We start from the raw sequence: 26626 nt of genomic DNA, 5'->3' as shown, positions 1-26626 counted from the left end.
GCCTATTTACATATTGGTTTCTGTGTACTATAGTTAGTCACATGAGTAACTAACCGACTAACTAATTAACGATGGATGAAAGTTGGAATCGCATGAAATCGAATTTGGATGAATCTCAGCCTATTTTTCATCAGATATCCATGATGATTATGGATGACATTGTAGACGGCAGATTGAGGGTGGAGGAACAGGTCCCTTCAACCAATGAGCTCTCTCGCTTTTACAATATTAATCCAGCCACGGCACGAAAAGGGCTTCAAACGCTCGTGGACAAAGGTATCATTTATAAACAGCGGGGTGTTGGCATGTTTGTTGCGAAAGGAGCTAGGGAAGCGCTGCTTGTTGAGCGAAAACAGCATTTCTACGAAGAATATATCAAGCCTTTACTTGAAGAGGCCAGACGGATTCACATGAATGAGGACATGATTATTGATTTGATCCGAGGCAAGAAGGATAAGGAGAGTGAGTTATGATTCAGATCGAGCAGGTAACCTACAGCTATCAAGAGACGCCCGTGCTTAACAATGTGACTTTACATGAGAGTGAGCCGACCATTAGTGCAATGTGGGGAAGAAACGGTGCCGGTAAAACAACCCTGATGAGTCTGCTCGCAGGCCATAACCGACCTGATGCTGGGACCATCCAAGTGATGGGCCAGGACCCATACAACAACTTGGCTGCGCAGGAGAACCTGTGTTATATCCAGGAGAATCATCCCCTGGGTAGAAATTGGACGATCAACGACATGGTTCGATTCGGTCAATACTTCCATCCTCAGTGGGATCAGACCTTTGCGGAGCGATTAATTGATATGTTCGAATTACCCGTGAAGAAGAAGATCACCAAATTCTCAAAAGGCATGAAGACCGCTGCCCAGATGATATTGGGTCTTTCCAGTAATGCAAGAGTAACGATTCTTGATGAGCCCACCAATGGACTTGATGCTGAGAAACGTAAATACTTCTACAATGCTTTACTGGAGACTTATGAAGATAACCCGCGTCTAATTCTAATATCAAGCCATCATATTGAGGAGATTCAGCCTCTATGTGAGTCCCTCATCGTTCTACAAGCGGGAAAAGTGTTACTTAATCAGCCCATGGAAGAGATGCGTGAAAAAGGAGTTCTTCTGACAGGGGGAATGGATGATATCAAACGTGTCACAGCTGACGTGGAGGTTATAGAATCTTCCCAGATGGGATCGACCATGAGAGTGATGATTGATGAGCCGTACTCCAAAGTGTGGAAGGACATTGCTCATGAACAAGGGTTTTCCATTGAGAAGGCGACACTACAAGATTATTTGATTAACAGGACCCGTAATCAAGAGGGGGTTAAGCGATGAACGCAACGAAAGGTACGAACCGGCTGATTCTGGATGATATGCGCTGGTATTTAATGATTTTCTCGTCGATTACACTCATGCTTACAGTCGTCTATTTAGCTATTGGATTCATATTTGATGTGTCGTATACGACGCAATTATTTGGTCCAATGTACGGAGGGATCTGTGCTTTTGCAATCGCGGGGATCATCACTTTGTTTCCGGTTGCGATAGGTATGGGCAGTACACGAATTCAGTTCATGAAATCCTTCTATAACATTTCGGTATGGATGGTCGTAGGAACAATTACGATACTGAATGTCATCTATTTCATCATGCATCTTCTCCATGAATATGGAACGCTTGGAGTAACTTTTTATCAACCAGGCATGCTGTATTCAAGTGAGTATCATTTTTTTTCCTATCTATGGCTTGATCTGATGATTGGTTTCCTGGTGTTGGGATTATCCATCTTTTCAACTGTCTGTTGGATTCGATTGGGGATGCGTAATTTTTTCGTCCTGTTCTTTGGGGTTAGCTTAATCGTCACGCTGGTAATTGTTCTATCAGATCTGAGCGTGTGGTTCCAGTGGTTTACGAATGTCAATCTCATCGCATTGTTCACTGCTCTGGGGGCCATTGGAGGTGCTTTGCTTCTGAGCACATACCCCATGATGAAGAATGCGCCGCTTACAATGAAAGGCAGAAAAGATGGATAAGAGACGCTTTTGATGAAGGAGATCCAGGCTAACTATCCATTGAAATCAAAGAAACACGAGTGAGTATAACACGCCTCGTGTTTTTTTGTATAAGTTAAGCTTGAGCTTGTGGTTTAAATCCTTCGTCTTTGAGATACTCGCCAGCTTCGCTGCGAGATTCGAAAGCCATATCCAGATTAAGACCGGAATACACATACCACATGTCATCTTCATATTTTAAGGTAAGTGTATGTCCATCTTCATCGACCCATGTTCCGCCACCAACAGAGGTTGTAGCCAATGTAGGAGCAGCTTTTACTTGTTCTGGCTCTTTGGATTCTGCTGCGTTGGGATTGTAAGACATCGCTTTGATCGTTTCATCTAACAATGTCCGTAGGTCTGCTTCGGAGTAATCCCGAATATTGACGAATCCTTTATCATCGGTCTCATAGTTGGGCAGCAGCCCTGCATAGATATAACCGTTACCGTTAGGATGAATATGGAAAGCAACAATCTTTTTATCATACGCGCTATCTTCGTAGTGAAAATTAACACGACCGAGAGAAACATCTTTTCGTTGCAGTTGGGGATACGATTGTAGCACTTCAAGCTTTTGTTCAACGTTAAGCATATTTTCCTCCTGTTAGTGTTGGGTAGTGGTGATTATAACATAGTTCCTGATAGAATACTTTGCCCCAGTTCTTTCAGGTGTTCCATCGCTTGCAGATAAGGATAAGGACCATAGCTTACGCGCGCCACACCCAGCACGCCAAGTTGTTTTGGTGAAGGCTCATGTGATGTAACCATCACGTTGACCGGAAGCGACGAACGCTTACATAATTCCTGAATCAGTAGTTGATTCTGTAAGCCTGGAACGAACAGGCCACTGGCCCCTGCTTTTGCATAAGCCTTGGAACGAATAAGCGCTTCTTCCAGGAGAGCATGATTGTGTCGTTCAGGTGCATTTTGCAAAAAGATATCTGTGCGGGCGTTAATGAACAGTGGAATGCCTGCCTGCTCCGCTGCCTCCCGGGCGGCCGATAGTCTTAGACATTGCTCCTCTACATCGTACAGTCCTGCGCCATCCGGAAGTTGATCTTCGATATTGATTCCTACCGCACCGTGATGGATCACGTGGCTCACATTTTCCTTCACTGCTGACGCAGACCTGCCATACCCTCCCTCAATATCGAGCGTTACAGGCAGTTCGACGCTCTTGGTGATCCGCGCCAGATTGGCGAGTACCAGTTGGAAGGGCATTGCTTCTCCATCTGGTTCACCATGCGCGGCAGCTACAGACCAGCTTCCGGTAGCAATTGCTGTGGCGCCGGTGGACTGGATGGCTTGTGCGCTTCCGGCATCCCACACATTGACCAGCACCAAGGGATTGCCTTTCACATGGGCTTCGTGGAATATCGCTGCTTTTTCTTGTAGGGTATTCATATGGTTTCGCTCCTCGTTATATTGCTGTAAGCCGCTTCACAATACTTGCTTTCGTTCTTTCTTGCTTCTTGGGTACTAGATGCTCAAGTCTCTTGCTTCTCATGAGTTAAAAGCCAGTTTTTGCGCGTCAGCCCACCGCCGTATCCGCCGAGTTCACCACTGGCATTAATTACACGGTGACAGGGAATAACGATAGCCAGCTGATTGGCTCCGTTAGCCTGTGCTACCGCTCGACATGCTGTTGGTTTACCCAGTGCATTCGCGATATCCTGATATGACCTCGTCTCTCCCGCCGGAATTGCAATCAATTGCTCCCATACACTCTTTTGGAATGGTGTTCCTAACCAGAACAACGGGGTGTGGAATACAGTTAATGTGCCTTCGAAATACTGCGTAAGTTCCTGTTCGATTGCACGAATGGGTTCTGTTATTCCAGGTACAATGGCTGACTTCGTGCGTTTGCGCAATCGTTCCACTTCACGCTCCAGACCTCTGCGATCCACGAATTCGAGCAGATATAATGCTTTCTCATCGGCTACAGCCATCATGGGTCCTAGACGTGTATCGATCCAGGACGCCTTCAATACATGCTCTTCATCCACTTGTGTGGGCGCTGCGCCCATGATTCGCGAGAAGGCATCCCGGAACCCGCTGCCGGATTCATAACCGGTGGATAGCTGGGCATCAATAACCGTACGACCGGAGCGAATATTTTTCAGGGCCAGCCCCATGCGCCGGGCGCGGGCATACTCCACGAAAGTCATGCCAAATCGCTTTTTGAACTGACGTCTGGCCGTGGATTCGTCGATGGATAATGCCTTGAAGTCCTGACCTTTCCATCGTTTCTCCGGATGGTTCTCTACGGCTTCCACCAAAACACGAACGACATCCGACACCTGATTGGGATGGGATAACGGACGGCAGCGCTGGCAAGGGCGATACGCAGCAAGCAATGCCTGCTGCGCCGTCTCATAGAATTCACAGTTTTCGAACTTCGGCTTTCGAGCAGGACACGTAGGGCGACAGAAGACACCCGTGGTCTTGACCCCGACATAGAATAATCCTTCGTATTCCGAATCCTTGGCAACCAGAGCCTGATAGTATTGTTCTTTCAGTTCAGCAGAAATCATTGGGCGCACGTCCTTACTTCAGTAGAGTTAACCTTACGGATATTATAAAAAAACGATGCACAGGGCATCGCCGAAAATCAGGCATGAATATTTTTATTTCAGCATGAAGCATGCTCATATGGATGATGTTTTCTTTTGACTTGTCCGTCCACTCCAGTTTACCAAAAAGATCCCCAGGAATATGCATAATCCACCGATATATACGTACTTCTGAATGACTTCGCCTAGAAGCAGCCAGCCGGATAAGACACCGAAGAATGGAGCGAGAAACAGGAAGGCACTGGTTTTGCCCGGATCGCCTTTGCTTAACAGGTAATACCACGTAGCGAACTGCACCATGGAACCGAGGATCGCCAGATACAGAATCACCCCTATGGACGTGGCATTCAGGATGAGTTTTGTTGATTCCATGGTGAAACTGAGCAATAACAGCGTCACCCCGCCGAATAACATCTGATATGCCGTTAACACCCAGGTGCTGAAGCGTGATCCCCATTGTTTCACCAAGAGGGTAGCGATGGCCCAGGACAAGGCGGAGCCTATACCCAGCAGCGTTCCTTCCGAGAATTGAAGATGTAATCCAAGCGTGATGAAGACCCCCGTTATTCCGATAAGTACCCCAAGCCACTGATATGCCCGATATCGTAGACCCACAAAGACACTTCCAAGAAGAACTACCAATAGCGGATTCGTAAACGTGAGAATGGATGTCTGCCCGGAAGGAATGGTGCGCATGCTCAGGAAAATACAGGCCATCACGCCAGTCGTCTGGAACAGACCGATGACGAATAACCGGAGCCAGTCAGGCACAGTGGTCGGAAGGTTTTTATTTCGCACCCATAGCGCCATTAGTCCTCCAGCCAGAGTAAATCGAATGCCGACCAGCAGAATGGGAGAAAGATAAGCCAGCCCAATTTTGCCCACAGCAAAGGATGAACCCATAAGCGAGGTGGCGAGTATAACGAGCATCATAAAAGCAAAACGATTCAACTTTTTTTCCTCCCCGAATATAGCGTATTTTTTGACCCTTTCAGGGTATCACGCCAACGTTTCAGGGTTCATCGAAGTGTAATAACGAATAGGATTTATAACTGATTTACATAATATGGAGCTTAATGTGAGACGATATGGTGTAGTAATTACTATAGAAGATGCTGATTGGAAAGATCTCTTGGGGTGAATGCATCATGCTTGTTAATTTAGATGAACGTGGAGGGAGTTCCAATGATGAATATCAATAAAAATAAATCTATACTCTGGGTGTCTGCTCTGTGTATTCTGCTGCTGACCAGCGCATGTGGGGCCAAAAATAACAATGAATCCGTACAGGAACACGCCTATCCGCAATCGAAGCAGCCCATAGAAGAAGCGGGAAAGAGTTCCGTTCCTAATATAGAGGCGAAGAATAACAACGGTCAAGCGAACGAGAGTGGGAATGAGGGCAATCCTACCGCCCAATCGGAATCCTCTGCTGATGCGGAAGGACAGGTCATGATCGTGATTGACCAGACGGACAAGCCGTCCGAAGGCAACAGCTTTGATTTTGCGATCAAACAAATTCCTGAGGGTTACGCTTTAACCGAGATGCGTTGGACGTCCAACACGGTAACGATTGTGAATTCTTATAAGGAAGCAATCGAACATGGCGCGAATGGGAAAGAAGGATTTTATATCAGTGGTGATGGGCAATTCTCCGGATTTATTTATTCGGATGAGATGAAGGGTGAACGCGGCAAAGCGACGTTTGTCTTTACCAATGATGAGGGGAAGGAAGTCACCTCGGAAAAAGAAATTAAATTAAAATAAGCAGGCGAATTATTGCTGTGTGCCACTTCTTCTTCTTCTTCTTCTTCTTCTTCTGTTGATCAAATGGAGAATGGAACCGGCGCACTGTGCGTGCGTCTTCAATTCAGCCCTGAAGATAAAAAGCAGCCTTCATGGCTGCTTTTTAGTGATTCCGTAATGTCATACCACATACTGGTCGATCGTGCGGCGTTCAACTTTGTGTCTTAGCGGGTGCTCCTCCTACATAAAGTCGAAGAAATAACGTACCACATGGAACATAACCGGAGAGGTGTACGTCAGGCTGTCGACTCGGCTCAGGTAGCTTTTTTTCAGCGCATCGAACTTATTGTCATCTCCGATTAACAAATCCCGTTTCAGAACAGAAACCGTAAGGCTCCCGAAGAACCCAGCCAGAGCGATTAACACACCGATGAACAGCGCGAAACGTGCATCAAACGGGGTCAGGTAGGGATGAATGTAATAAGAGGCAGCGGTGGTGACAACGAATGCACAGGCGAACCCTTCCCATGTCAAAAAAGGATTAGCGGTCGGCACCACTTTGCGTTTGCCCAGATAGAGCGAGGCCAGATAATGCACGACATCATTCAACTGGGTTAATACGACAAGGAACAGGACCAGCTTGGCGCCATATTCCGGTGTTGCAAACGGAAAGTAGGCCAGATGACTAAGTCCAAATACCATCAGCATCAAGCCCCACTGCGTCGAGCTGACACTGCGCAGGAAACCGACCGTGCCTTTATTAATCAAGCGTGGCAGAGGTAGTACAAGGAAGACATATAGCGGAATAAACACGATAAACATCCCATACCATCCAATATAGATCCAGTAGAACTGGACCGGAATCGCCAGATATGCCCATAGAAACAGCCTGCGGTCTGCTTTGCGGGTGCTGCGGATCATGGAGAAGTACTCCTTCAGCGCGAAAAAGGTAAGTACCATGAGGGAGATCAGGGAGACAACCGGATTGAAGAGAGTGGCGAGACAGAAGATGACAAGCATGCCCCACCAGGTTTTGATTTTGTTGCCAATGCCCGAATAATCCTTGTCCGGCTGAAGCTTCGTAATGATTTTATATACGATATGTATGACCAGTAAGGCGATGAAAATCAGTGTTAAAGTAAAGAGCGAACTGCTCATGTACAGACCACCTGCTTATCTAGAAGTGAGATTTCAATATAGGGTACCTATGTTATTATGAAGGAATAGTGCGAACTTGATAAGGGGAAATTTCGTTATGACAGCTGAACGCTCGATCTACATCCTGCTTACGAACACAGGAACATTGTTTACTAAGGTTATTCAGAGTTACACCAGAGCGCCATACAATCATGCCTCCATCTCATTTGACCGGGAACTATCCGAGCTGTACAGCTTTGGTCGCAAGCATCCGAGTAATCCGCTGAACGGCGGGTTCGTGAAGGAAGATATTCAGACAGGTACATACAGTAAATATCCAAATACCACATGTGTCATTTATGAGCTTCAGGTGACGGAGCGTGAAGTGGAAAAAATGAAACGGGTGCTGCATATCTTCATCCGCAGCCGCCAGAAATATATGTACAATCTGCTTGGTGTGATTGGCATTACGTTGAAGGAGCCAGTGGAGTTCAGCAACTCCTACTTTTGCTCACAATTTGTTGCCGAGATTCTGCAACGCTCAGGTATTAAGCTGTGGAACAAGCTGCCTGCGCTGGTGACCCCGGATGATTTTCGTCAAAGTGAACAGCTACAGCTGGTGTATGAAGGGAAGTTAAGTGCGTATAAGCCAGAAATTGAAGGGCAGAAAGAAGAGTAAAAGTAAGAGGCGTCTGAGACCTCTCTTGGCCCTGGTTTGGATCTCAAGAAATAAAACCATGAAGCAGCCTGCTGCCACGGATTTCCGAGCAACAGGCTGTTCTGTTTGTGTATTGTTAGATCAACGGAGTGGATGAACGGTCCAAATTAACCTCTTCAAGAAATTCGATTACTTCACCATTCGGACTATGCACTACCGCATTTCGAACCTGGAGCAGAGGCTCACCAAGTGAGATCCAATCGGGCTGAACATAAGGTTATGCATATGCACAATGAATTTCGTCTGTTCATCAATATTTATTTAGCTCGCCAGCAACTATAATGAAAGCGTGTTCAACAAGTGCATGGGGGGCAATGGACAATGGAACCTTTAACAATTAGCTGGATCGGCGCACTGGCAGGACTCGCAATTGCGATTATACTGATTCTGAAGAAGCTGAATCCGGTCTACTCTTTATTTCTGGGCGCAATTGTAGGCGCTTTAATTGGCGGAGCTAACCTGGAAGAGACCGTAAATATACTGGTGAACGGCACGCAAAGTGTCATGGGTACCGTGCTCCGCGTATTGGCTGCCGGGGTACTGGCCGGTGTCATGATGGAGTCGGGGGCGGCAGAGACGATTGCCCAGGCCATTGTGCGAAAATTTGGCGGCAGCAAGGCCATTCTGGCTTTGGCGCTGGCAACGATGATTATTACAGCCGTTGGGGTATTTATTCCCGTGGCCGTCCTGATCGTAGCGCCAATTGCGCTGTCTGTCGGTAACAAAATGGGCATATCCAAGCTGGCTCTTTTATTAGCTTTATCAGGTGGAGGCAAGGCGGGCAATATTATATCCCCGAATCCGAATACGATTGCTGCGGCGCGGGGGTTCGAGCTGGATCTCAGCAATGTCATGCTGGCTGGTGTGATTCCAGCCATCTGCGGATTAATTGTAACCGTTATCGTAGCTTCAATGCTCAAAAACAAGGGTGTAATGGTAACCGATCAGGAAGCAGAGCAGGGTGAAGTGGACACGTCACTATACCCACCACTGAAGAAGGCGATTGTGGCACCGTTGGTTGCGATCATCCTGCTGATGATTAATCCGATCGGCTCTATTACAGGTATCGAGGCATTGTCCACATTCAAAGTGGATGCGATGTACATTCTCCCGATTGCAGGTATTATCGGCATGCTGGCAATGGGCCAGGGCAAAAACATTGTGAAATACACGACTTCCGGATTAAATAAAATGACTGCCACCGTGCTCATTCTGATCGGTGCCGGAGGCATTGCAGGACTAATCTCTGCATCCGATCTGTCTGGTCAAGTTGTTGGACTTATTGAAGCGTCCGGGATATCCGGCACCTTCCTGGCACCGATTGCCGGGATTTTAATGGCAGCAGCGACGGCTTCCACCTCGACAGGGGTTATCCTTGCTACTGGTTCATTTGGCGATGCAATTCTGAACATGGGGACTGCGCCACTCGCAGCGGCTGTCATGGTGCACACGGGTGCGACAGTTATTGATTCCCTGCCACAAGGCAACTACTTCCACGTTTCAGCAGATAGCATGAAGATGACGATCAAGCAGCGGATGGGCGTTATTCCGTATGAAGCGATTGTGGGTGGAACGATGGCAATTGTAGCAACGTTAATCTATGGATTTATCCTTTAATAACACGGATGGGGTGGGAGAAGATGAGAGAGACGACATTTGTACTGGCACCGGATTCATTTAAAGAGAGCATGACAGCGAAAGAAGTATGTGTAGCTATGGAAAAAGGATTACGCAAAATCTACCCTACCGCGAGCTATATTCATGTACCGATGGCTGACGGAGGCGAAGGTACCGTGCAATCGCTGGTGGATGCTTCTGGCGGTGTGATTCACCAGAAAGAAGTGAGTGGGCCGCTGGGGCAGCCCGTAATTGCTCAATATGGCATTCTGGGTGATGGGGTAACGGCGGCAATTGAGATGGCATCGGCGAGCGGCATTCATTTGGTGACGAAGGAAACCAGAGATCCGCTTCGTACGACAACCTATGGTACGGGAGAGCTGATTCGGGCGTGTCTGGATCAGGGCATTCGCAAAATCATTATCGGAATCGGCGGCAGTGCGACCAATGATGGGGGTGCAGGCATGGCCGAGGCCCTTGGTGCAAAGTTTCTGGATGCAGACGGCCAACCACTTGCACGTGGAGGCGGAGCGCTTAATCAGTTGGCTCATATTGATGTCTCCAGCCTGGATGAACGATTGCAGGACGTAGAGCTCATTGTGGCCTGTGATGTAACGAATCCATTATGCGGAGAGCATGGCGCCTCACGGGTGTTTGGGCCGCAGAAGGGAGCTACACCGGAGACGGTGCAGCTACTGGATGCGAATCTATTCCATTATGCGGATGTGGTGAAGCAGCAGCTGCACAAGGATATACGTGATGTGCCGGGGGCAGGTGCAGCAGGTGGTCTGGGCGCAGGGCTTTTGATTTTTACACAGGCTGTGTTGCGCAAAGGCATTGAAATTGTCATTGAATATACAGGTCTGCGTGACAAGCTCGAACATGCGGATGTAGTGTTTACAGGCGAAGGTGGTATTGATTTTCAGACAAAATTTGGAAAGACACCATACGGAGTGGCGCGGGCAGCCAAGGAAGCAGGTAAACCGGTTATCGCCATCGCGGGGTGCGTTGGTGAAGGAATAGATACGTTGTACACGGAAGGCATTGATGCGGTGTTCGGGATTGTACCGGGTGCGGCTGAACTGGAACGACTTCTGGACGAAGGTCCACAGAATGTGGAACGTACAACCGAGAATATTGCAAGAGTGCTGAAATTGGGTCTGATTTCTTAAAATTCTGTTGATCCGATGATGAGGGAATCCGCAGCATAAAGAGACTGAATGGGACGCCGTCCGCATGGATAGGGGCATTCCTGTGCAGTCTCTTTTTGTATTGGGGTCTACTGATATGATGCGAGTAGTCCGTGGGTAAGTTCAATGAGCTCCAGCCAATTGTGTGGGTCCTTGCCTGTAAGGGTTTGGATCCGTTTGAGCCGATATTGCAGCGTATTGCGATGGATGTTGAGCTCTTCAGCAGTCGTTGACATGCTGCCATTGTGTTGAATGAAGCTGCGAAGGGTGTCCAGCAGATCTGCTGTGTCCTCCAACTTACTGACGATGTTGTTATGACGGGTAAGGTTGGTAGTGCTGAAGCGCACCAGAAACTGGACATCATCATAATGGATCAGTGGTGCAGCAGGGCGGAGCGCGAGCAAGATGTTCATCGCAGATCTCGCCTGTTCATAACAGACGGCAATGCTGGCTTCACGTTTGCTAACAGAGATGAAAGCTTGAGGCTGCTCCTGATGTACAAGCTGAGCTATTGAATCAACGTCCGATTCGCTTTGAATCAGAATGATCTGCGCAAGACCATCCTCCTCTACAGAGAAAGAAGGCAGCTGTAGTAATAACCGGCTAGTCTCAGGGCTGAATTCAGGGGATTCATGGGGAAAGCGGATGTATAGAAGAACCGCCGGCAGCTGCAGATCGATATGGTACTGCGCCGCTTCCTTCCTGATCTTCTGTGAATAGGAACCGGAGTGGGCAAGCAGCCGTTCCAAAAAGGCTTTTTTTCGAGAAGCCTCATGCGCCAGATTTTCCAATTGATTGCGTTGTTCGATCAGGAGAGATACGGTTGTGCTTACAATGTTGCAGAACGGACGAACTTCATCCGGATGCCCGGATATACCGATGACTCCGACATGCTGATGATTGATCCTGATCGGCTCGTTGGTGCCCATCTTCTCCAGTCTGCCATCCTGCCAGACTTCGACGCGGTCCCCGGTGGTCAGGGCACGGACTGCTCCCTGATGTACCGTACCTACGCGTTCCTTCTGTCCACTTCCAATGATAACGCCCTGCTCGTTCATGATGTTGATGTTGTAGGGAATGTCCTGCATCATTTTATCGACAATATCCTGTGCCTGTTTTTCCGAAAGCTGCAGCATTAGAGGTCCTCCTTCTTCGGCTGTTTCAACAAGGTGCAAGTATTTTGGTCTAATATGTCTGTTCAGTCTTGTCTATCCATTGTGCATCTGAACGAAATTATAGCTGACGCGCCTCTCTTAAACAAGTTTGTTAACTAAAGGGTGGAGGGGTTGCCGTATTGTTGTATTTTGCTTTCGCTTAGTTATGGAATTCCTCTATTAACTTATCCACATTATTCATCTGCTTGGTTCCGTTCAAGTATTCCAGATGCGCCTTGCCCCAGCAACAGATGCCATCCAAGGAGAATGGTGAAAGAGTGAAGCGAAGGTATAGGTATCTATCTTGAATTTTGTAAAATGTAGGTCTCTATAATTACTCGTACATGTAAAAATGATGAATTATGACGAAAAAAATTTGAGATCCGGCCTGTTTTTCACCTACAGGAAGGGTCTTTTTCCATTTTATAGAGCGATTGTTCAGAATTCGTTCAGAGTTGCGTAATACACTAGGCCTATATTTCGAGAAGCTAGATGAGGGAGGAAAGGTTAATGCAATACAGGAAATTAATTAGCATGTTGCTCATTTTGGTGTTGGTAGGTCCTTGGTTGGCAGCACCAGCAGGAAAGGTAAATGCAGGGGCATCGTATCCAGTACCGGGAAATAATGGTCTATTAACAATAAAGTATGTGGACGAGAAATCAATTGAATTACAATGGGTGTACGCACAATCCGAGTCCTCTTCCCCACCTGATGTAAATTACCAAATTTACATATCCAATGCTCCTGATATTGCAGACATGCAACAAATCAGCGGAACATCAGGTCATCCCTACGGTGATCCGATTAATGGTTTAGAAGCTTCAAATGGTACATTTTCAGAAATAATCACGGATCTTATCGAAGGAGATACGTACTATTTCAATGTAGTAGTTAAAGATAAATACTTGGAAACTGCGTATCAAATGCAATCTATTGAATTTACTGTGCAGCTGAGTGAGCTGGATCAGTTCAACGATATTAAAAAAAGAAATGAGCAGGGCGAGAACACTAATTTCATACCGGCAGTGATTGAGTTGCTTAGTAATGAACAATTCATAGCTGAGCCTAATTTCAAATCGTTGTCTGAAGAAGATCAGTCGGACATCGCAGCATATTTGCTGCGTATAGATCCACCGAAAACCGATGGATATGAGGACAAGAAACAAATTCAATTTCTGGTGCAATTAGCTCTCAAAGCCCTTGAAGTGACTCGCCAAATCGGAGGACAAAATGCATTAGCTACGCTTGATGACCTATATGCGAAGCAAGCAGAACGAGTGCAGTTTTTTGAGTATCCAGCCGCTGGAAGCCAATTCTATCAATTGGTTGATTTGTATCTTGAATCATCCGCAATTGAAAAACGTATGACAGCTTATTTATATGAGTTTAGACTCAAAAGAAGCCCTTCTATTTCACGTGTTCTGTCTTATATGGATACAGCAGTAATGGACACACCTTTAATTAATAAAAAGGCGGAGACGACAGAAGAAATGTTGTCATCGTTGGAGAATCTGCTTAAGCTTCAGGGGGATATCAAGTCATACAATACGGCTAACTCGGAAAACCCAATGGAGAGCTTGTCTCTAGATATCAGCAAAATGGATAACTTGACGCCAGAACAGAAGGAGCAGTTGGCTGATCATATGCTTACTGAAAGACCGATTGGTGGATATGCAAGTTTGGAAGACATTCAGACTGCATTTAACAAATTTTTCTCTGGTAATGAAGTTGATGCGTTGGCTGCTGTAAATGCTGCAAGGGTTGACAAAAATATAGACGCTATGCGTCTGGCTATGGAGAACCAGGAATTAGGCATTGATTTCCCAAATGAATACGGTTCTTTATCTAAAAACGTCAAAGATTATGTGGCTGGGTTCCTGATTGATAATATCAAGAAGAACTATGAAAGTAAGGAACAGGTTCAATATATGATTGAGCTTGCTGTCCAGGCTCAGTTGATCTGGGAGCAAAGGGAGCTGGGCGTACTTCAGGGCAAGCTGGACCTATTTGCTCAGAAACTGTCTGAAGGACCCGATCATTTTAAAGACCCTGAGACAGATATGCTTCGTCAAGTTGGAGATCATCATCTACAATTAAGCGAGGTAAATAAACCAATTTTCGCTTTTAAGTACCTGCATTTATTGGGAGTGGAACGAATTGCAAAACAGGCTCAAGTAGAGATTGCCGATCCGCGCTTTCTTCTGGGACTGCTATCAATGCCTTTCCAGCCTCTTGAGGAAGCCACCACTATAGATCAAATGGATCAGTGGCTTGAGACAACTATGAATGAACAGTTTAACGGACACAATTTCTTTGACCAATACAAATTCAATCTTTCAGGTGCCCTTGATTTGTCCAAAAGAGCAGAACTCAACCCGGAAGGCCGCAAGGAACTAGCTGAATGGGTGCTTAATGAACAAGACAGCTATGAAGATGTTGGAAATCTACAATATGTAATCAACCAATTCTTCACGGCCCCGAATGTAACGGGAAATGACATCAACAACACTATAACCGGCTTGGATGATACGATGGAGATCTCCTTTGATGGTAAACTGAACTGGCTTGATGTTGCCTCCATTCAGCGTCTTGATTTTAGCGGTGACAAAACCGTATGGGTTCGTTATAAAGCGATTAGTGATGAATTGCCAGGACGCGCCGTGAAGATTGTTTTTACAGCAAATGGCGATAGCAACAACGGCAATGGTTCAACTCCTAACCCGGGTGGAAGCACAGGGGGTGGATCGTCAGTGACTACACCTGTTACGACTACACCAACAACCAAGCAGGAACAAATCGTCGTGGATGTGAACGGGGTTAATGGAACTAATCTGACCAAAACGCCAATTACACGTACAACCGAGGCGAATGGTACGATTAAAGATCTGGTGAAGATGTCTGAGGCAATAGCCAAGGAATCGGTGGAAAAAGCAAAACAACTGGGTCTGAATACGGCACGTATTATCATCCCGGATGCTAAAGATGCCGTGTCAGAGACGCGCATTGAGTTGCCAAAAGCAGCGGTGAAACAGCTGAATGATGGTGAGCTTAATCTTGAAATTTCTACAGAGAACGCAGTCATCTCGGTTCCAACGAAGTCGATTGCCGGATTCGACCAAGACTTGTACTTCCGCATCGTACCAATGAAGCAGGAGTCGGAGCGCAAGGAAGTGGAAGAACGTGCGAAGAAGGAGCAACTTATCCAACAAATTGCTCCAAATACCAACGTAAAAGTACTGGCTCGTCCAGTTGAAATCGAAACAAATATGCAAAGCCATGAAGTCACACTGACATTGCCGCTGCGTGACAGCCTTCCAACCGATCCTGCTGCCCGCCAGCAAGCATTGGATAACTTGGCTGTTTACATTGAACACAGTGATGGCACAAAAGAGTTGATTCAAGGTAAACTCGTGAAGCTTAGCGACTCCAGTGAAAGCATCGAGTTTACAGTCAACAAATTCAGCACGTTCACCCTCGTTGTAGTGGATGGACTGAAAGCATCGCAAAGCTCGCACAACCCCTATATTAACGGCTTCGGTGCAGATTTCCGCCCGGATGCATTCGTAACCCGTGCGCAAATGGCAGCGATGCTGGCTCGTAATCTGACTGATGAAGCGGGAACCGACTCCGCAAATGGCGTCAGCTACGCCGACGTATCTGCAACCCATTGGGCAGTAAGCGATATTCAAAAAGCGCAATCCGCAGGCATCATGAATGGCATGAGCGCCACTCAATTTGCACCAGAGGGTTCGATTACGCGAGCACAAATGGCAACCATTGCGTACCGCTGGATGCAGCAGCAAAACGCAGACGTGACAAGCAACAACACATCGCAATCAACGGTTGGTGCTGTATTTACTGATGTATCTTCTGACCAATGGGCTTCCGATGCAATTGCCTACATGCAATCCGCTGGTCTGATGACCGGATACAATGACGGAACGTTCAAACCGGACAGCAAACTGACTCGTGCTGAAGCCGTGAAAGTACTGAACATATTGTTTAATCGCGCTCCATTAACAGGCGTAACCACGCCATTTTTTACAGACGTACCTGCAACACACTGGGCTTATGCAGACATTGAAGCTGCGGCACAGAAATAAGATAACAGTATCTATAACAACAAAGGGGAGCCCCAACCATGAAAACATGGTGGGGCTCCCCTTTTTGGTCTCTAAAATCAGCACAAGTCCTGCAACCATCGTCGCTCGCTGAGCTGGCTTTTTTAGTTTAACGAACGTAGTGAATACTATTCATAATAAGACGTATATGATTTCTTAACGAGCTGAACATAAGAATATAAGTGTTAAAGTGAAAATCCCTTTACAGCCTCGCAAACGTGCGATGCGTTAATCACTCTCATGTGGGGCATCTTTGTAAAATACACCATCCCGCAGTTGGTCTACAAATCCCTGCAACCACTCATAATACTGGTCGGCATGCTGAAGCTTATGCAGATCACGCAAAGCTTCCTCCCTCTCTTCCGGCGGAGTTGTTTTGGCAAGAATGATCTCCGATAACTCCGGAATGACCTCGCGAAGGCTTTCTTGCATCACATCAATCTCCCGTTGGAGTTTAGCCCCGAAGAAGTTCTGAAACGTAGTGAAAAAGTTGGTTTCTGCCAAATACAGATCCTGGCGTTCCCGCTTTTCCTCCAATTTATAAATCATCTGAGATTCGGTAAGAGAACGTACGGCGTAACTCATATTACTTTTGCTCATGTTCATGGACGTTTTCATCTCTTCCAGCGTCATGGGTTGATCCTCGAAATACATAATGCCATACAGTTGGCCAAATGAATGATTGACCCCGTATAAGTCCATTGTATTGGCAATCGCGTCAATTACTTTCTCCCTCAGCTCAGGCCGATAGGACAACGAAGAACGATTTTGGTCCTCGGCAGCTTCTTTTCCCACAATCTCACCTCTAGTATATGGATGGGACTCTCTGTTTCATATTTTACATGACATCCCGTTATTTTAACATAACCCGGAATTAGTTTTTTCAAATGTATTATACAATCATTTTTGTACGGAAGTGAAAAACAAATAGATTTAAGGGGATTATGCACTATCGTTAAAAAAAAATTGAACAATGAGGAGTGTGCGAATTGCGTGTGAAACTATGGAGGGAGACAGAAGCAGTTCTGTTCACCCTACCTGCCCTTATCCCATTACTCATTTTCTGGTTGGGTCCCTTGGGATACATTGTATATCTGAGTTTTACGGATTGGGACTTCATGAGTCCTGACAAATTGTTTGTTGGTTTGGACAACTACAGCTATCTGCTAACTAACTCGGAATTTTACCGTTCATTGAAAGTTACACTACTGTTCGGTCTTGGAAGTGTCGTGCCCACGATTGTTGGTGGATTGGCGCTGGCGCTGCTCATGAACAGCAAGATTAAATCGTCTGGTTTGTTTCGGACATTGCTGTTCTCACCATGGGTCACACCGACGGTTGCTGTCTCCATTGCATGGTCCTGGATTTTCGAGCCGGAAGTGGGGCTTGCCAATCTGTTGCTTGGCTGGGCTGGGATATCCCCGATTGGCTGGCTGAGAGATGCAAACTGGGCACTTGTGGCTGTTCTCATCGTTACGCTGTGGAAATCGATTGGCTGGTCCATGGTATTCTACCTGGTTGCCTTGCGCAACCTGCCATCCGACCTGCTTGAAGCAGCATCCATTGATGGTGCAGGCAGTTGGGACAAGTTCCGGAGTATTACGCTGCCGTTGATCTCACCAACCACGTTCTTCCTGTCCATTATCCTGACGATTCAGTCGCTTCAGGCCTATGACCAGATCAACGTGATGACCCAGGGGGGACCGGCTGGATCAACAAGGACGCTGCTCTATATGTATTATCAGTCTGCATTTGAATCCTTCAATGTGGGCGAGGCTTCTTCCATCGCCGTTGTTATTATTCTGATCTGCGTTCTGCTGTCAGGGGTATCCTTCCTGCTCGGCCGACGCCTGGTGCACTACTGATGAATATGACCGCTTTAAGTAAACAAACAAGAAAAGATAATAGTCGTGAGCAAGCACAAAAACGGAAGTTCCCTGGTGGAGGAAAAGGATTTGGTACCGCGCTCCGATATCTGCTGCTTGCCCTGATCAGTTTGACAATGGCATTTCCGTTCTATTGGATGGTTATCAGCGGTTTCAAGACCAATGACGAGATTTGGCAGTTTCCGCCAACCTTCTGGCCCAAAACGTTCCGCTGGAGCAACTATGTGGATGCGTGGCAGTCTGCACCATTTTTCCGCTACATTTTGAACAGTACAGGGGTAGCGGCAGCAATCTGTCTGATCCAGGTCATCAACTCCAGCATGATGGCTTATGCACTTACCCATATGCGTTTTCGTATGAAAGGGGTGCTCACCGGATTGATCCTGGTAGGCTACATGATTCCGAGTACCGCCGTTTATCTGCCCAGTTATTTGGTGCTCAGCGAGCTTAAATTACTGGATTCCTATACCGGACTAATCGTGTCCAACTGTGTCAGTGTGTTCTCCATCTTCCTGATCCGTCAGGCATTCATGCAGGTGTCTCACGAGCTGGTGGAGGCTGGGCAATTGGATGGAGCGTCACATTTCCGCATTCTGTGGACCATTATGACGCCGCTGGTTCGATCATCTTTTGCCGTGATGGTGCTGATTACATTCATCGACCAGTACAACAACTATTTCTGGCCGATGCTCATTACCAAAGACCCGAATCTGCAATTGGTATCGGCAGGCCTGCGCAGCTTTTTCGTGGAAGGTGGAGCCTATGGTCTGGCATGGCCGCAGATTATGGCCGCCAGTGCATTTACCATCGCACCGCTGCTCATTCTATTCCTGTTTACGCAGAAGACAATTATGCAGAGTGTAAACATTACTGCAGGCGTAAACAAAAACTAATTTTTACAACACACTTTATATGGGAGGAATCAAAATGAAATTGAGTCAAGCGAGTATGAAATGGCGGAACAAATTAAAGCTTAGGTGGAGAGGCGGCATGTCACTGGTACTGGCCGCAAGTTTTGCCCTGATCACAGCGTGTGGTTCCTCAGCAGATAGCGGCTCAGGCACAGGTTCAGACGCAGCTGCAGCCAATGGATCTGGTTCTGCGCCAAGTAGTCCAGTTGAAATTGAATTCTGGTATGGCCTGGGTGGGAATCTGGGAGATAACATGAAGAAAACGATTGATGCCTTCAATGCATCCCAGAGCGAAGTTGTTGTGAAAGGGATTGTACAAGCCGATTACACGGAAACCGAACAGAAACTGCAGGCAGCCATTGCCTCGAAAAAAGTACCAGCCGCTGTATTAAGCTCCAATATCGACTGGGCGCGCAAAGGGTATTATGCACCGCTCGATGAGCTGATCGCTGCGGATCAGGACTTTAATCAGGCAGATTACGTTCAGACCTTCCTGGAGCAGGGAAAAGTAGACGGCAAGCAGTATTTCTTGCCAATGTACGGAACAACTCAGATCATGTATTACCGTATGGATGCCCTTAAAGAGAATAATATCGATCCTGCTACTCTGACGACATGGGAGGCACTTGCTGAAGCGGCAGCGAAGATGAGCAAGCAGGAAAACGGCAAAACAACCTTCTATGGCTGGGAGCCAATGTGGGGTAGCGATAACATGATCGACGCCGTGCTTGGTAAAGGCGGGAAGATCCTGAGCGATGATGGTAAGACCGTAACGATTGATTCACCGGAATGGGTAGAGACATGGGAATTGTTCCGCAAGTGGATTAATGAGGACAAGACCATGGGTATTCATTTTGGCGGTCAAGGTTGGGAGTACTGGTATAAAACAATTGATGATGTCATGAAAAATAAAGCAGCTGGATACACCGGTTCGAGCGGTGACCAGGGCGATCTGGACTTTAGTATTGTCGCAGCGATGCAACAGCCTGGTTGGGAAGGCGTCGGTGAAGGCAAACCTGTAGCGAGCGCAATTATGGCAGGTATCCCTGCTGAAGCGAGCCCGGAACAGCAGCAAGCAGCCTATAAGTGGCTGACGTATTTCTCAGAAACTGCGAACACAGCAGCTTGGTCCATGAACACAGGTTACATTGCGGTTCGGCAATCTGCTCAGGAAGATCCTGCATTCAAAACGTTCAGTGAAAAGAACCCTCAGATCACGGTTCCACTGCAGCAGGCTTCCCATGCGTCGGCTCCATTCCAGGATCCGACTGGAGGCAAAATCAATGATGCGCTGAAGGATGCAGCAGATCAGGTACAGATTAATAACATTCCAGCGGCACAAGCGCTGAAAGAAGCCAAAGAAAAAGCCCAAAAAGAATTGGATCGCGTGAAATAACAAGTGAAACAAGCTGAACTTGGAGAAGCGGTGCAGTCATGTACCGCTTTTCTGACATAGTAATTCAGCAGACAAGGAGCGTAACCGATGCCTGAATTGAACCTGGGGAGCCTGTCTACCCCGATAGAGGCTATTTTGTTCGATAAGGATGGAACTTTGCTTGATTTTACGGCCATGTGGGGTTTCTGGACCCATTGTGTGATGGATAATTTTCGGGAGGAGCTTGCTGCCCGTGGCCTTCAGTTCAATGCTGCAGACATCCCTCATATCTGGGGAACATTCCATGATGAGCAGGGGCGAATGAACGGCTATGATGTGCGGGGGCCCCTCGCCATGGGGACGATGGAGGAAGTCTACGCCGTATTAACTTGGCATGGCTATCGTGCAGGATTAAGCTGGGCGGAAGCGAAAATTATCGTGAGGGAATGTTTGCTACAAGCAGAATACGCGATGAATAAGGAACGCCCTGCTCAGCCTCTCCCCGGCGTCCTTGCCTTTCTTGAGCAGTGTCGCAACAAGGGACTGAAAATGGGTGTCGTCACAGCAGATGAGACGGAAAATGCTCTAAGCCATCTAAAGTGGATGGGTATTGAATCCTTTTTCTCCGTAGTTGTAGGAACAGATCAGGTTGGAAGGGGAAAGCCGTTTCCTGACATGTTGTTGCTGGCGTGTGAGCGTCTGGGTGTACCTGCTGCAAGAGTTGTCGTAATCGGCGATACGGATGGTGATATGGAGATGGCTCGCGCTGCGGGGGCTGCCTGGAAGATTGCTGTCGGTGACCCTGCTCATATCAAGCTTGCGGATCTAACGGTGCGTTCGTTTCATGAATTGTTGGAAGTCGAGGTAACCCGATGACGAATCATTCGTATACCGGATGGATATTGCTTGCCCTAGCGATTGGATTAGAGCTGAGCGGTACGATTCTGATGAGGGTGTCGGATGGTTTTACCCGATTGTGGCCTTCCCTTTTTATGTTTCTTTGTTATGGAGCGAGCTTTACCCTGTTGAATTTTGCTGTGAAGTATATGCCACTGGGTGTTGCTTATGCCATCTGGTCGGGCGTAGGTATTACTTTGATTGGTATCGTGGGACATTACTTTTTGGGAGAACGTCTGAAGGCGATGTCGATCGTCTGGATGGGCTTTATTCTGATTGGCATTATTGGACTGAAATGGAGTGATTCCTGATGCAAAGTGAAAATAAATTTGAACAGCCGATAGTCAGCTTCCAGGTGATTACAGACACACATGTACGGGATCAGGCGGACCATATCCATAACCGTCATCTGGAGAAAGCGCTGGAAGACATGGCAACATATAGCCATGGCAGCAGCGGAATCATGCATGTAGGCGATGTTACCGATCGTGGTCTACCGCAAGAATATCAGGAGTTACAGCGTATATTGGAGGCTCAAGGCAATTCACTGCCTCAAATACGTTACACCGTAGGCAATCATGATATTGGAGCGATTCTATGGGGAGATCCACCGTTGAACTTGACCACAATGACCCAGCATGAGGTGGGTGAGGTGTTGGGGCATTCAGAGGATACGGGTCAAAGAGAAGCTCAAGATATCGAGAAACAGGAATCAGTTTCAATTGAGGAGTTATGGCAGAAGCGGTTAAACGATTTTACAGCAATCACAGGTATGAGCGGATCGTACCACGACCACTGGATCAACGGTTATCATTATATCTTCCTGGGTACGGAGCAGCCTCATCCGAAAGATTGTGATATGTCTGCCGAACAACTGGATTGGTTGGAAACGACACTGTCTGAACAAGCTTCTTCTGAGCAGCCCATTTTCGTCTTTCTCCATCAACCATTGATGGATACAGTGGCGGGTTCCATGAAGGAACAGGGCTGGTATGGCGTGAATCAGGACACCGCATTAAAGGCTATTCTGAGTCGTTATCCGCAGGCAATCCTCTTCTCCGGGCACACCCATTGGCAATTGGAGGCACAGCGCACCATATACGAAGGTGGCGGGCAGATGCCAACGATGTTTAATGCCTCCTCTGTGGCTTATCTCTGGACAGATGAGGATGAGCATCTGGAGGGCAGTGAGAGTTTACATGTAGATGTGTACCGTGACCGCGTTGTCGTTAAGGGTCGTAATCATGTGACGGGCAGCTGGATTGAAGGGGCAGAATATACGGTTCATTATCCGGTAAAAGTAAACGGCGCTGATTGATCCTGACATCGGGAAAAGTATTGATGGGATACAGGGAGCAAAGTGAAATGTCATCTTTTCTTTTCAGCGTTGGATATTTTATACACGGCAGAATAATAGACTTCGCTCGTTAATTGAAGCGGAGTCTTTATTATGGCTGTAAAAGTTCCACGTGAAACGTAGCTGTGGCGGGTGAATTTGGACAAACTTGTAAATGGGTCTTGCTGGGATTTATACTCAAATAAGTGGAAATGCGCCTACCATTACGTAACAAAAAGGCGTTGAAGCAGTACAAGTTATTTTTCGTGAAAGTTACATTCGGATCTGAGCAACACCAGTCGTAAGCTGGAACTATCGATCAGTAGAGAGGATGTATAGAACGCATGAGAGAACTTCAAGTGAACACCCGATTCGGTACGGTTCAAGGAGAGCTTCTGCATGGAGCGAGCGTATGGAAAGGTATCCCTTATGCCAAGCCCCCTGTGGGTGAATTGCGCTTCCAGGCTCCCGTTCCACCTGAGACTTGGGATGGAGTCAGAGAGGCGAAGCAATTCGGTCCTGAAAATATACAGCCAAGAAATCCCCAAACTGAGGCGATATCCGGACAGCCTCCGGTGGAATCGGAAGATAGCCTTTACCTGAATATCTGGGCTCCTGAACAAGAAAGCAGGGACCCACTTCCAGTTATGGTATGGATTCATGGCGGATCATTCGTATCAGGTGCTGGCAGCCAGCCGATGTACGATGGAACTCAACTCGTTCTCCGGGGAAACGTTATCGTCATAACGATCAATTACCGCCTGGGGCCACTTGGTTTCTTGCATATGGCTCCGCTGGGAGAGGGTTTTGCATCCAATGTAGGTTTACTGGATCAGATTGCTGCACTGCAATGGGTGCAGGACAACATAGAGGCTTTTGGCGGTGACTCGCGTAATATCACTGTTTTCGGAGAATCTGCGGGCAGTATGAGTATTGCGGCTTTGATGGCGATGCCGGCTGCCAAGGGATTGTTCCATCGGGCCATTATGCAAAGTGGAGCTTCACAAGTTGTGCCAGCAGAGCAGGCTTCGGCCATTCGTGATGGCATGCTGAAGGTTCTGGGTATATCGGCAGACGAGCTGCAAAAACTCAAAACCATTCCCGTAGAGCAAATCATTGCTGCTGGCGAGACGGTCAAACAACAAAGCGGAGCAGGCATGGCCTTGTTGTTCCAGCCGGTACTGGATGGAGTTACACTTCCGAAGGCACCACTTCAGGCGGTAGAAGAGGGTGCGGCACAGGACATCCCTGTACTTATCGGAACCACTTTACATGAAGGCTCGTTGTTCATTCAGCCTCATGTGCCTTACTCTGAAGAGATCAACATGGTGAAGGCTGTTGATTTTATGACACCTGATCTGGAGAACCGGGCTGCGATTGCGGACAGTTATCCCAAGACTGCAGATGGTCAAGCCCAAGTGATGACTGATCTGTTCTTCTGGCGCTCGGCAGTGCAATATGCGGCTGCGCAGCAGAAGCATGCACCTGTATGGATGTATCGGTTCGATTGGGTCATGCCGGAGCATCCACTGCTGCAAAAATCGATTCATAGCATTGATATTTTCTTTGCTTTTAATACATTGCCTGTGCTGAAATTTATGAATGCGGAACCAGATGCCGCAGCAGCAAAACTTGCGGGTAAGGTGCAGGATGCCTGGATTTCATTCGCCAAGCAGGGCAAGCCTGAAACGGCGGGAGTGAATTGGCCTGCCTACGAAGACGGTCGTGCTACGCTTATTTTCAATCATGAAGTGCAGTTGGTCCATGACCCGGAAGCTTCCAAACGTGAGCTGCTAGGGCTATAGTTTAATCCCATCGGATCTTCATTATTCAACAATTAAAAGGTGTGGCTCGTCATTGGATGACGAAGCTACACCTTTTTTTAAGATGAATCGAACCTGCCGACTTTAACGGCGATTTGCTATGGTACTATTTTTCGCCATTACCTGCTGTGTTGTAAGTGGTGTGAGTCCAGAGTTTATTTTCGAGATGCTCTTGTATTGGATACATCATCACAATAGAAGGCTCGCTTTCCTCGAGAGAACAGCACCAGCATGACATGAACGAACAATACCAAGAGAATAAGTCCATGCAGACCAAAGATTCCGACAGAGATCCATACCTTATAAGGTTCCAGCATCGCGTTTTCGTTCAGAAAGGCATAATTCGTTATGAGTTGAGCAAAGGTGAAAAAAAGCCAAGGGACGTAAAGTGCAAGTAACCTTTTGAAAAGGGATGTGCTGGAAGGTTCGCCAGTTTTCCGGTTAACATATCTGAATCGCATCAGAGCTGACCCTGGAGTCTTGCCATCTCGCAATGAGGGAATAAAGAAAAATACAAACAGCATGGCGATCATCGTATTTAGCGTGCTGATGATGGCATTCGTATTGCTCCAATTGAAAGTAGACATCAGATTGGATAGGAACACGACAACTACACCATCAATGATAAGCGCAATCAATTGAGGTACAGGATAGACCTTGTTTTGTTCCAAGATCTGCTCGCTCTTCGCCTGAATGCTCGCACGAGATGGGAATAAGGCAAGTATGATGGGTGCCGCGAAAAATCCAAGTACCGTTCCTGAAGTATTCAGCAGCAGGTCATCCACGTCAAACAGCCGATACGGGCAATCGTAATAACCGTAGAAGCCGGTGATTTGGGTAACCTCAAAGAACAGGGACAAGCCAAATCCGCTTAACAAAGCCTGTTTCCAGTAGGATCTTTTTTGCCAAAAATACCGGATATACACGCCAAGTGGCATGAGAAGCATGACGTTGAACAGAACCTGCAGAAAAGCTCTGCCCTGAATCATTCCAATATAGCTGGCAGGCTGAGACCACACGATCGGTGTTTCTTTCATAATATCTTTCACAAAGGTGAATGGAACAAGGTTGTAATATACGGTATCCGCTGCCTGCTGCGCACATGTGTTACGAGTGGTCGGGAAAGGAAGAATAACCAGACAATAAGCAGCCAGCAGGTAAAAAATAAATGAAAAGCTGACGGCAAATCGCGACCAGCTAAAAAATCCATCTTTCCGATATCCGTAGATTAACCAGGGCACCAGCAGAAACATGGCGATAATGACAAAAATCAGGAATGCCGTTTGGACAGGAAAAACATAGGGTGACATAGCAGAAACTCCTTTTATCGGAAATGTATATGTGTATGTGTACAATTCGTGTGAGATATGACTTTGAATCGTATTATTTTCGTGGTGATACTCCAGAATGTTTCTTCTTGAACTTAAGTATAAGGAGCTTTCCTTAAATCAGGGGGCGTCCTAATCTTAAATTTAGTTTAAATTCATTAACCTCTTCCTATGTGGAAGAATGGACTGTATTCCCGTATACTTGCGAGAAAGCCACAAAATGAATGGAGAGTTTAATACATATGTCTAATTTGCCTAACTGTCCCAAATGTAATTCCGAATATACTTACGAGGACGGTAATTTGTTGGTGTGTCCAGAGTGTGCGCACGAATGGGCGCCAGTGTCTCAACAAGAGCATGCGGAAGAAACGAAAGTAGTACGCGATTCGAACGGTAATGTCCTGAATGATGGCGATACCGTTACGGTCATTAAGGATCTGAAGGTGAAAGGCAGCTCGCTGGTGGTTAAGCAGGGCACCAAAGTCAAAAACATCCGTCTGATTGACGGTGACCATGACATCGACTGCAAAATCGACAGCCTGGGCGCGATGAAGCTGAAGTCCGAGTTTGTGAAAAAAATCTAGCAAATCTGGATTATGCAACGCTGGCTAGCAAGTTACGGCCTGATCTTAAGCCATAAAGAACGTTCATTTCTGCAATGCTGTGGAAGTGAAGGTTCTTTTTTGTTTTGTGGAGAAAGGGTAAGAATGAACCTTTGAAGGATCGGCTTTGTCTATAGATTTGAAAAGGCT

At 47.0% G+C, this 26626-nt stretch carries 24 protein-coding genes; 16 read left to right on the top strand and 8 right to left on the bottom strand.

Annotated features, from left to right (window positions below; all coding sequences use genetic code 11):
* The first annotated feature begins 92 nt into the window (after positions 1-92).
* Genes QP794_RS10400 through QP794_RS10390 form a run of 3 tightly spaced genes read left to right on the top strand, consistent with a single transcriptional unit; the run spans position 93 to position 2043 of the window.
* Positions 93-473 (top strand): GntR family transcriptional regulator, encoded by a 381-nt coding sequence (locus QP794_RS10400; protein WP_079348227.1) that lies wholly within the window; start codon positions 93-95, stop codon positions 471-473.
* Complete coding sequence (locus QP794_RS10395; protein WP_285076213.1) at positions 470-1345, top strand: ATP-binding cassette domain-containing protein; 876 nt, start codon at positions 470-472, stop codon at positions 1343-1345. Before QP794_RS10400 ends, QP794_RS10395 begins: the two co-directional genes overlap by 4 nt.
* On the top strand, positions 1342-2043 hold the full coding sequence (locus QP794_RS10390; protein ID WP_285076212.1) for a hypothetical protein: 702 nt from the start codon (positions 1342-1344) through the stop codon (positions 2041-2043). Before QP794_RS10395 ends, QP794_RS10390 begins: the two co-directional genes overlap by 4 nt.
* Before the next feature lie 94 nt (positions 2044-2137).
* Here the strand turns inward: QP794_RS10390 and QP794_RS10385 are convergent, their stop codons facing one another.
* The 4 genes from QP794_RS10385 to QP794_RS10370 all read right to left on the bottom strand — a co-directional run bounded on the left by QP794_RS10385 (position 2138) and on the right by QP794_RS10370 (position 5585).
* Entirely contained in the window at positions 2138-2653 is a 516-nt protein-coding gene (locus tag QP794_RS10385) for a hypothetical protein (protein ID WP_285076210.1), read from the bottom strand.
* Positions 2654-2685: 32 nt separating this feature from the next.
* Positions 2686-3465, bottom strand: a complete 780-nt coding sequence (locus QP794_RS10380) for an isocitrate lyase/PEP mutase family protein (RefSeq protein ID WP_285076208.1) — start codon at positions 3463-3465, stop codon at positions 2686-2688.
* Positions 3466-3548: 83 nt separating this feature from the next.
* Positions 3549-4595: a bifunctional transcriptional activator/DNA repair enzyme AdaA gene (locus tag QP794_RS10375; protein WP_285076206.1), complete on the bottom strand. Its 1047-nt coding sequence runs from the start codon at positions 4593-4595 to the stop codon at positions 3549-3551.
* Between the two features lie 114 nt (positions 4596-4709).
* Positions 4710-5585 carry a DMT family transporter gene (locus QP794_RS10370; RefSeq protein ID WP_285076204.1) on the bottom strand — a complete coding sequence of 292 codons (876 nt, stop codon included), beginning with the start codon at positions 5583-5585 and terminating at the stop codon, positions 4710-4712.
* Between the two features lie 234 nt (positions 5586-5819).
* Here QP794_RS10370 and QP794_RS10365 point away from each other — a divergent pair, with 234 nt between their 5' ends.
* Entirely contained in the window at positions 5820-6401 is a 582-nt protein-coding gene (locus QP794_RS10365) for a hypothetical protein (protein WP_285076202.1), read from the top strand.
* 219 nt (positions 6402-6620) lie between these two features.
* Here QP794_RS10365 and QP794_RS10360 read toward each other — a convergent pair whose 3' ends face one another.
* The gene (locus QP794_RS10360; protein ID WP_079348210.1) at positions 6621-7538 is read right to left on the bottom strand and encodes a phosphatidate cytidylyltransferase; all 918 of its coding nucleotides are present in this window, start codon (positions 7536-7538) and stop codon (positions 6621-6623) included.
* Positions 7539-7635: 97 nt separating this feature from the next.
* Here QP794_RS10360 and QP794_RS10355 point away from each other — a divergent pair, with 97 nt between their 5' ends.
* From QP794_RS10355 to QP794_RS10345, 3 genes are all read left to right on the top strand, one after another.
* Positions 7636-8196 (top strand): hypothetical protein, encoded by a 561-nt coding sequence (locus QP794_RS10355; RefSeq protein WP_024629665.1) that lies wholly within the window; start codon positions 7636-7638, stop codon positions 8194-8196.
* Between the two features lie 360 nt (positions 8197-8556).
* Positions 8557-9852 carry a GntP family permease gene (locus QP794_RS10350; protein ID WP_285076200.1) on the top strand — a complete coding sequence of 432 codons (1296 nt, stop codon included), beginning with the start codon at positions 8557-8559 and terminating at the stop codon, positions 9850-9852.
* A gap of 23 nt (positions 9853-9875) precedes the next feature.
* Complete coding sequence (locus QP794_RS10345) at positions 9876-11024, top strand: glycerate kinase family protein (protein ID WP_285076198.1); 1149 nt, start codon at positions 9876-9878, stop codon at positions 11022-11024.
* 107 nt (positions 11025-11131) lie between these two features.
* Here QP794_RS10345 and QP794_RS10340 read toward each other — a convergent pair whose 3' ends face one another.
* Positions 11132-12178, bottom strand: coding sequence for a CdaR family transcriptional regulator (locus QP794_RS10340; protein ID WP_285076196.1), 1047 nt, complete (start codon positions 12176-12178; stop codon positions 11132-11134).
* 528 nt (positions 12179-12706) lie between these two features.
* On the opposite strand from QP794_RS10340, the gene QP794_RS10335 reads away from it, so the two are divergent.
* A complete protein-coding gene (locus QP794_RS10335) occupies positions 12707-16300 on the top strand; it encodes an S-layer homology domain-containing protein (protein WP_285076194.1) in 3594 nt (1197 codons plus the stop codon).
* A gap of 246 nt (positions 16301-16546) precedes the next feature.
* Here the strand turns inward: QP794_RS10335 and QP794_RS10330 are convergent, their stop codons facing one another.
* On the bottom strand, positions 16547-17113 hold the full coding sequence (locus QP794_RS10330) for a GbsR/MarR family transcriptional regulator (RefSeq protein ID WP_079348198.1): 567 nt from the start codon (positions 17111-17113) through the stop codon (positions 16547-16549).
* Between the two features lie 194 nt (positions 17114-17307).
* Here QP794_RS10330 and QP794_RS10325 point away from each other — a divergent pair, with 194 nt between their 5' ends.
* The 7 genes from QP794_RS10325 to QP794_RS10295 all read left to right on the top strand — a co-directional run bounded on the left by QP794_RS10325 (position 17308) and on the right by QP794_RS10295 (position 24528).
* A complete protein-coding gene (locus tag QP794_RS10325) occupies positions 17308-18183 on the top strand; it encodes a carbohydrate ABC transporter permease (protein WP_094937380.1) in 876 nt (291 codons plus the stop codon).
* On the top strand, positions 18183-19097 hold the full coding sequence (locus QP794_RS10320) for a carbohydrate ABC transporter permease (RefSeq protein ID WP_285076190.1): 915 nt from the start codon (positions 18183-18185) through the stop codon (positions 19095-19097). Before QP794_RS10325 ends, QP794_RS10320 begins: the two co-directional genes overlap by 1 nt.
* Positions 19098-19131: 34 nt before the next feature.
* A complete protein-coding gene (locus QP794_RS10315; RefSeq protein ID WP_079348194.1) occupies positions 19132-20511 on the top strand; it encodes an ABC transporter substrate-binding protein in 1380 nt (459 codons plus the stop codon).
* Positions 20512-20598: 87 nt separating this feature from the next.
* Positions 20599-21366, top strand: a complete 768-nt coding sequence (locus tag QP794_RS10310) for an HAD family hydrolase (protein ID WP_285076187.1) — start codon at positions 20599-20601, stop codon at positions 21364-21366.
* Positions 21363-21698, top strand: a complete 336-nt coding sequence (locus tag QP794_RS10305) for a DMT family transporter (protein WP_053782535.1) — start codon at positions 21363-21365, stop codon at positions 21696-21698. The genes QP794_RS10310 and QP794_RS10305 overlap by 4 nt, the downstream gene beginning before the upstream one ends.
* Positions 21698-22705, top strand: a complete 1008-nt coding sequence (locus tag QP794_RS10300) for a metallophosphoesterase family protein (protein WP_285076183.1) — start codon at positions 21698-21700, stop codon at positions 22703-22705. Before QP794_RS10305 ends, QP794_RS10300 begins: the two co-directional genes overlap by 1 nt.
* Positions 22706-23067: 362 nt before the next feature.
* Positions 23068-24528, top strand: a complete 1461-nt coding sequence (locus QP794_RS10295) for a carboxylesterase/lipase family protein (protein WP_285076181.1) — start codon at positions 23068-23070, stop codon at positions 24526-24528.
* Between the two features lie 173 nt (positions 24529-24701).
* On the opposite strand, the gene QP794_RS10290 is transcribed toward QP794_RS10295, so the two are convergent.
* Positions 24702-25856 carry a VanZ family protein gene (locus QP794_RS10290; RefSeq protein WP_285076179.1) on the bottom strand — a complete coding sequence of 385 codons (1155 nt, stop codon included), beginning with the start codon at positions 25854-25856 and terminating at the stop codon, positions 24702-24704.
* Positions 25857-26116: 260 nt separating this feature from the next.
* On the opposite strand from QP794_RS10290, the gene QP794_RS10285 reads away from it, so the two are divergent.
* The gene (locus QP794_RS10285) at positions 26117-26458 is read left to right on the top strand and encodes a zinc ribbon domain-containing protein YjdM (protein WP_285076177.1); all 342 of its coding nucleotides are present in this window, start codon (positions 26117-26119) and stop codon (positions 26456-26458) included.
* Positions 26459-26626 lie beyond the last annotated feature (168 nt).

This window comes from Paenibacillus sp. UMB7766-LJ446, from assembly GCF_030226665.1.
Classification (GTDB): domain Bacteria; phylum Bacillota; class Bacilli; order Paenibacillales; family Paenibacillaceae; genus Paenibacillus; species Paenibacillus vandeheii.
This window is presented reverse-complemented; position numbering and strand designations above follow the sequence as displayed.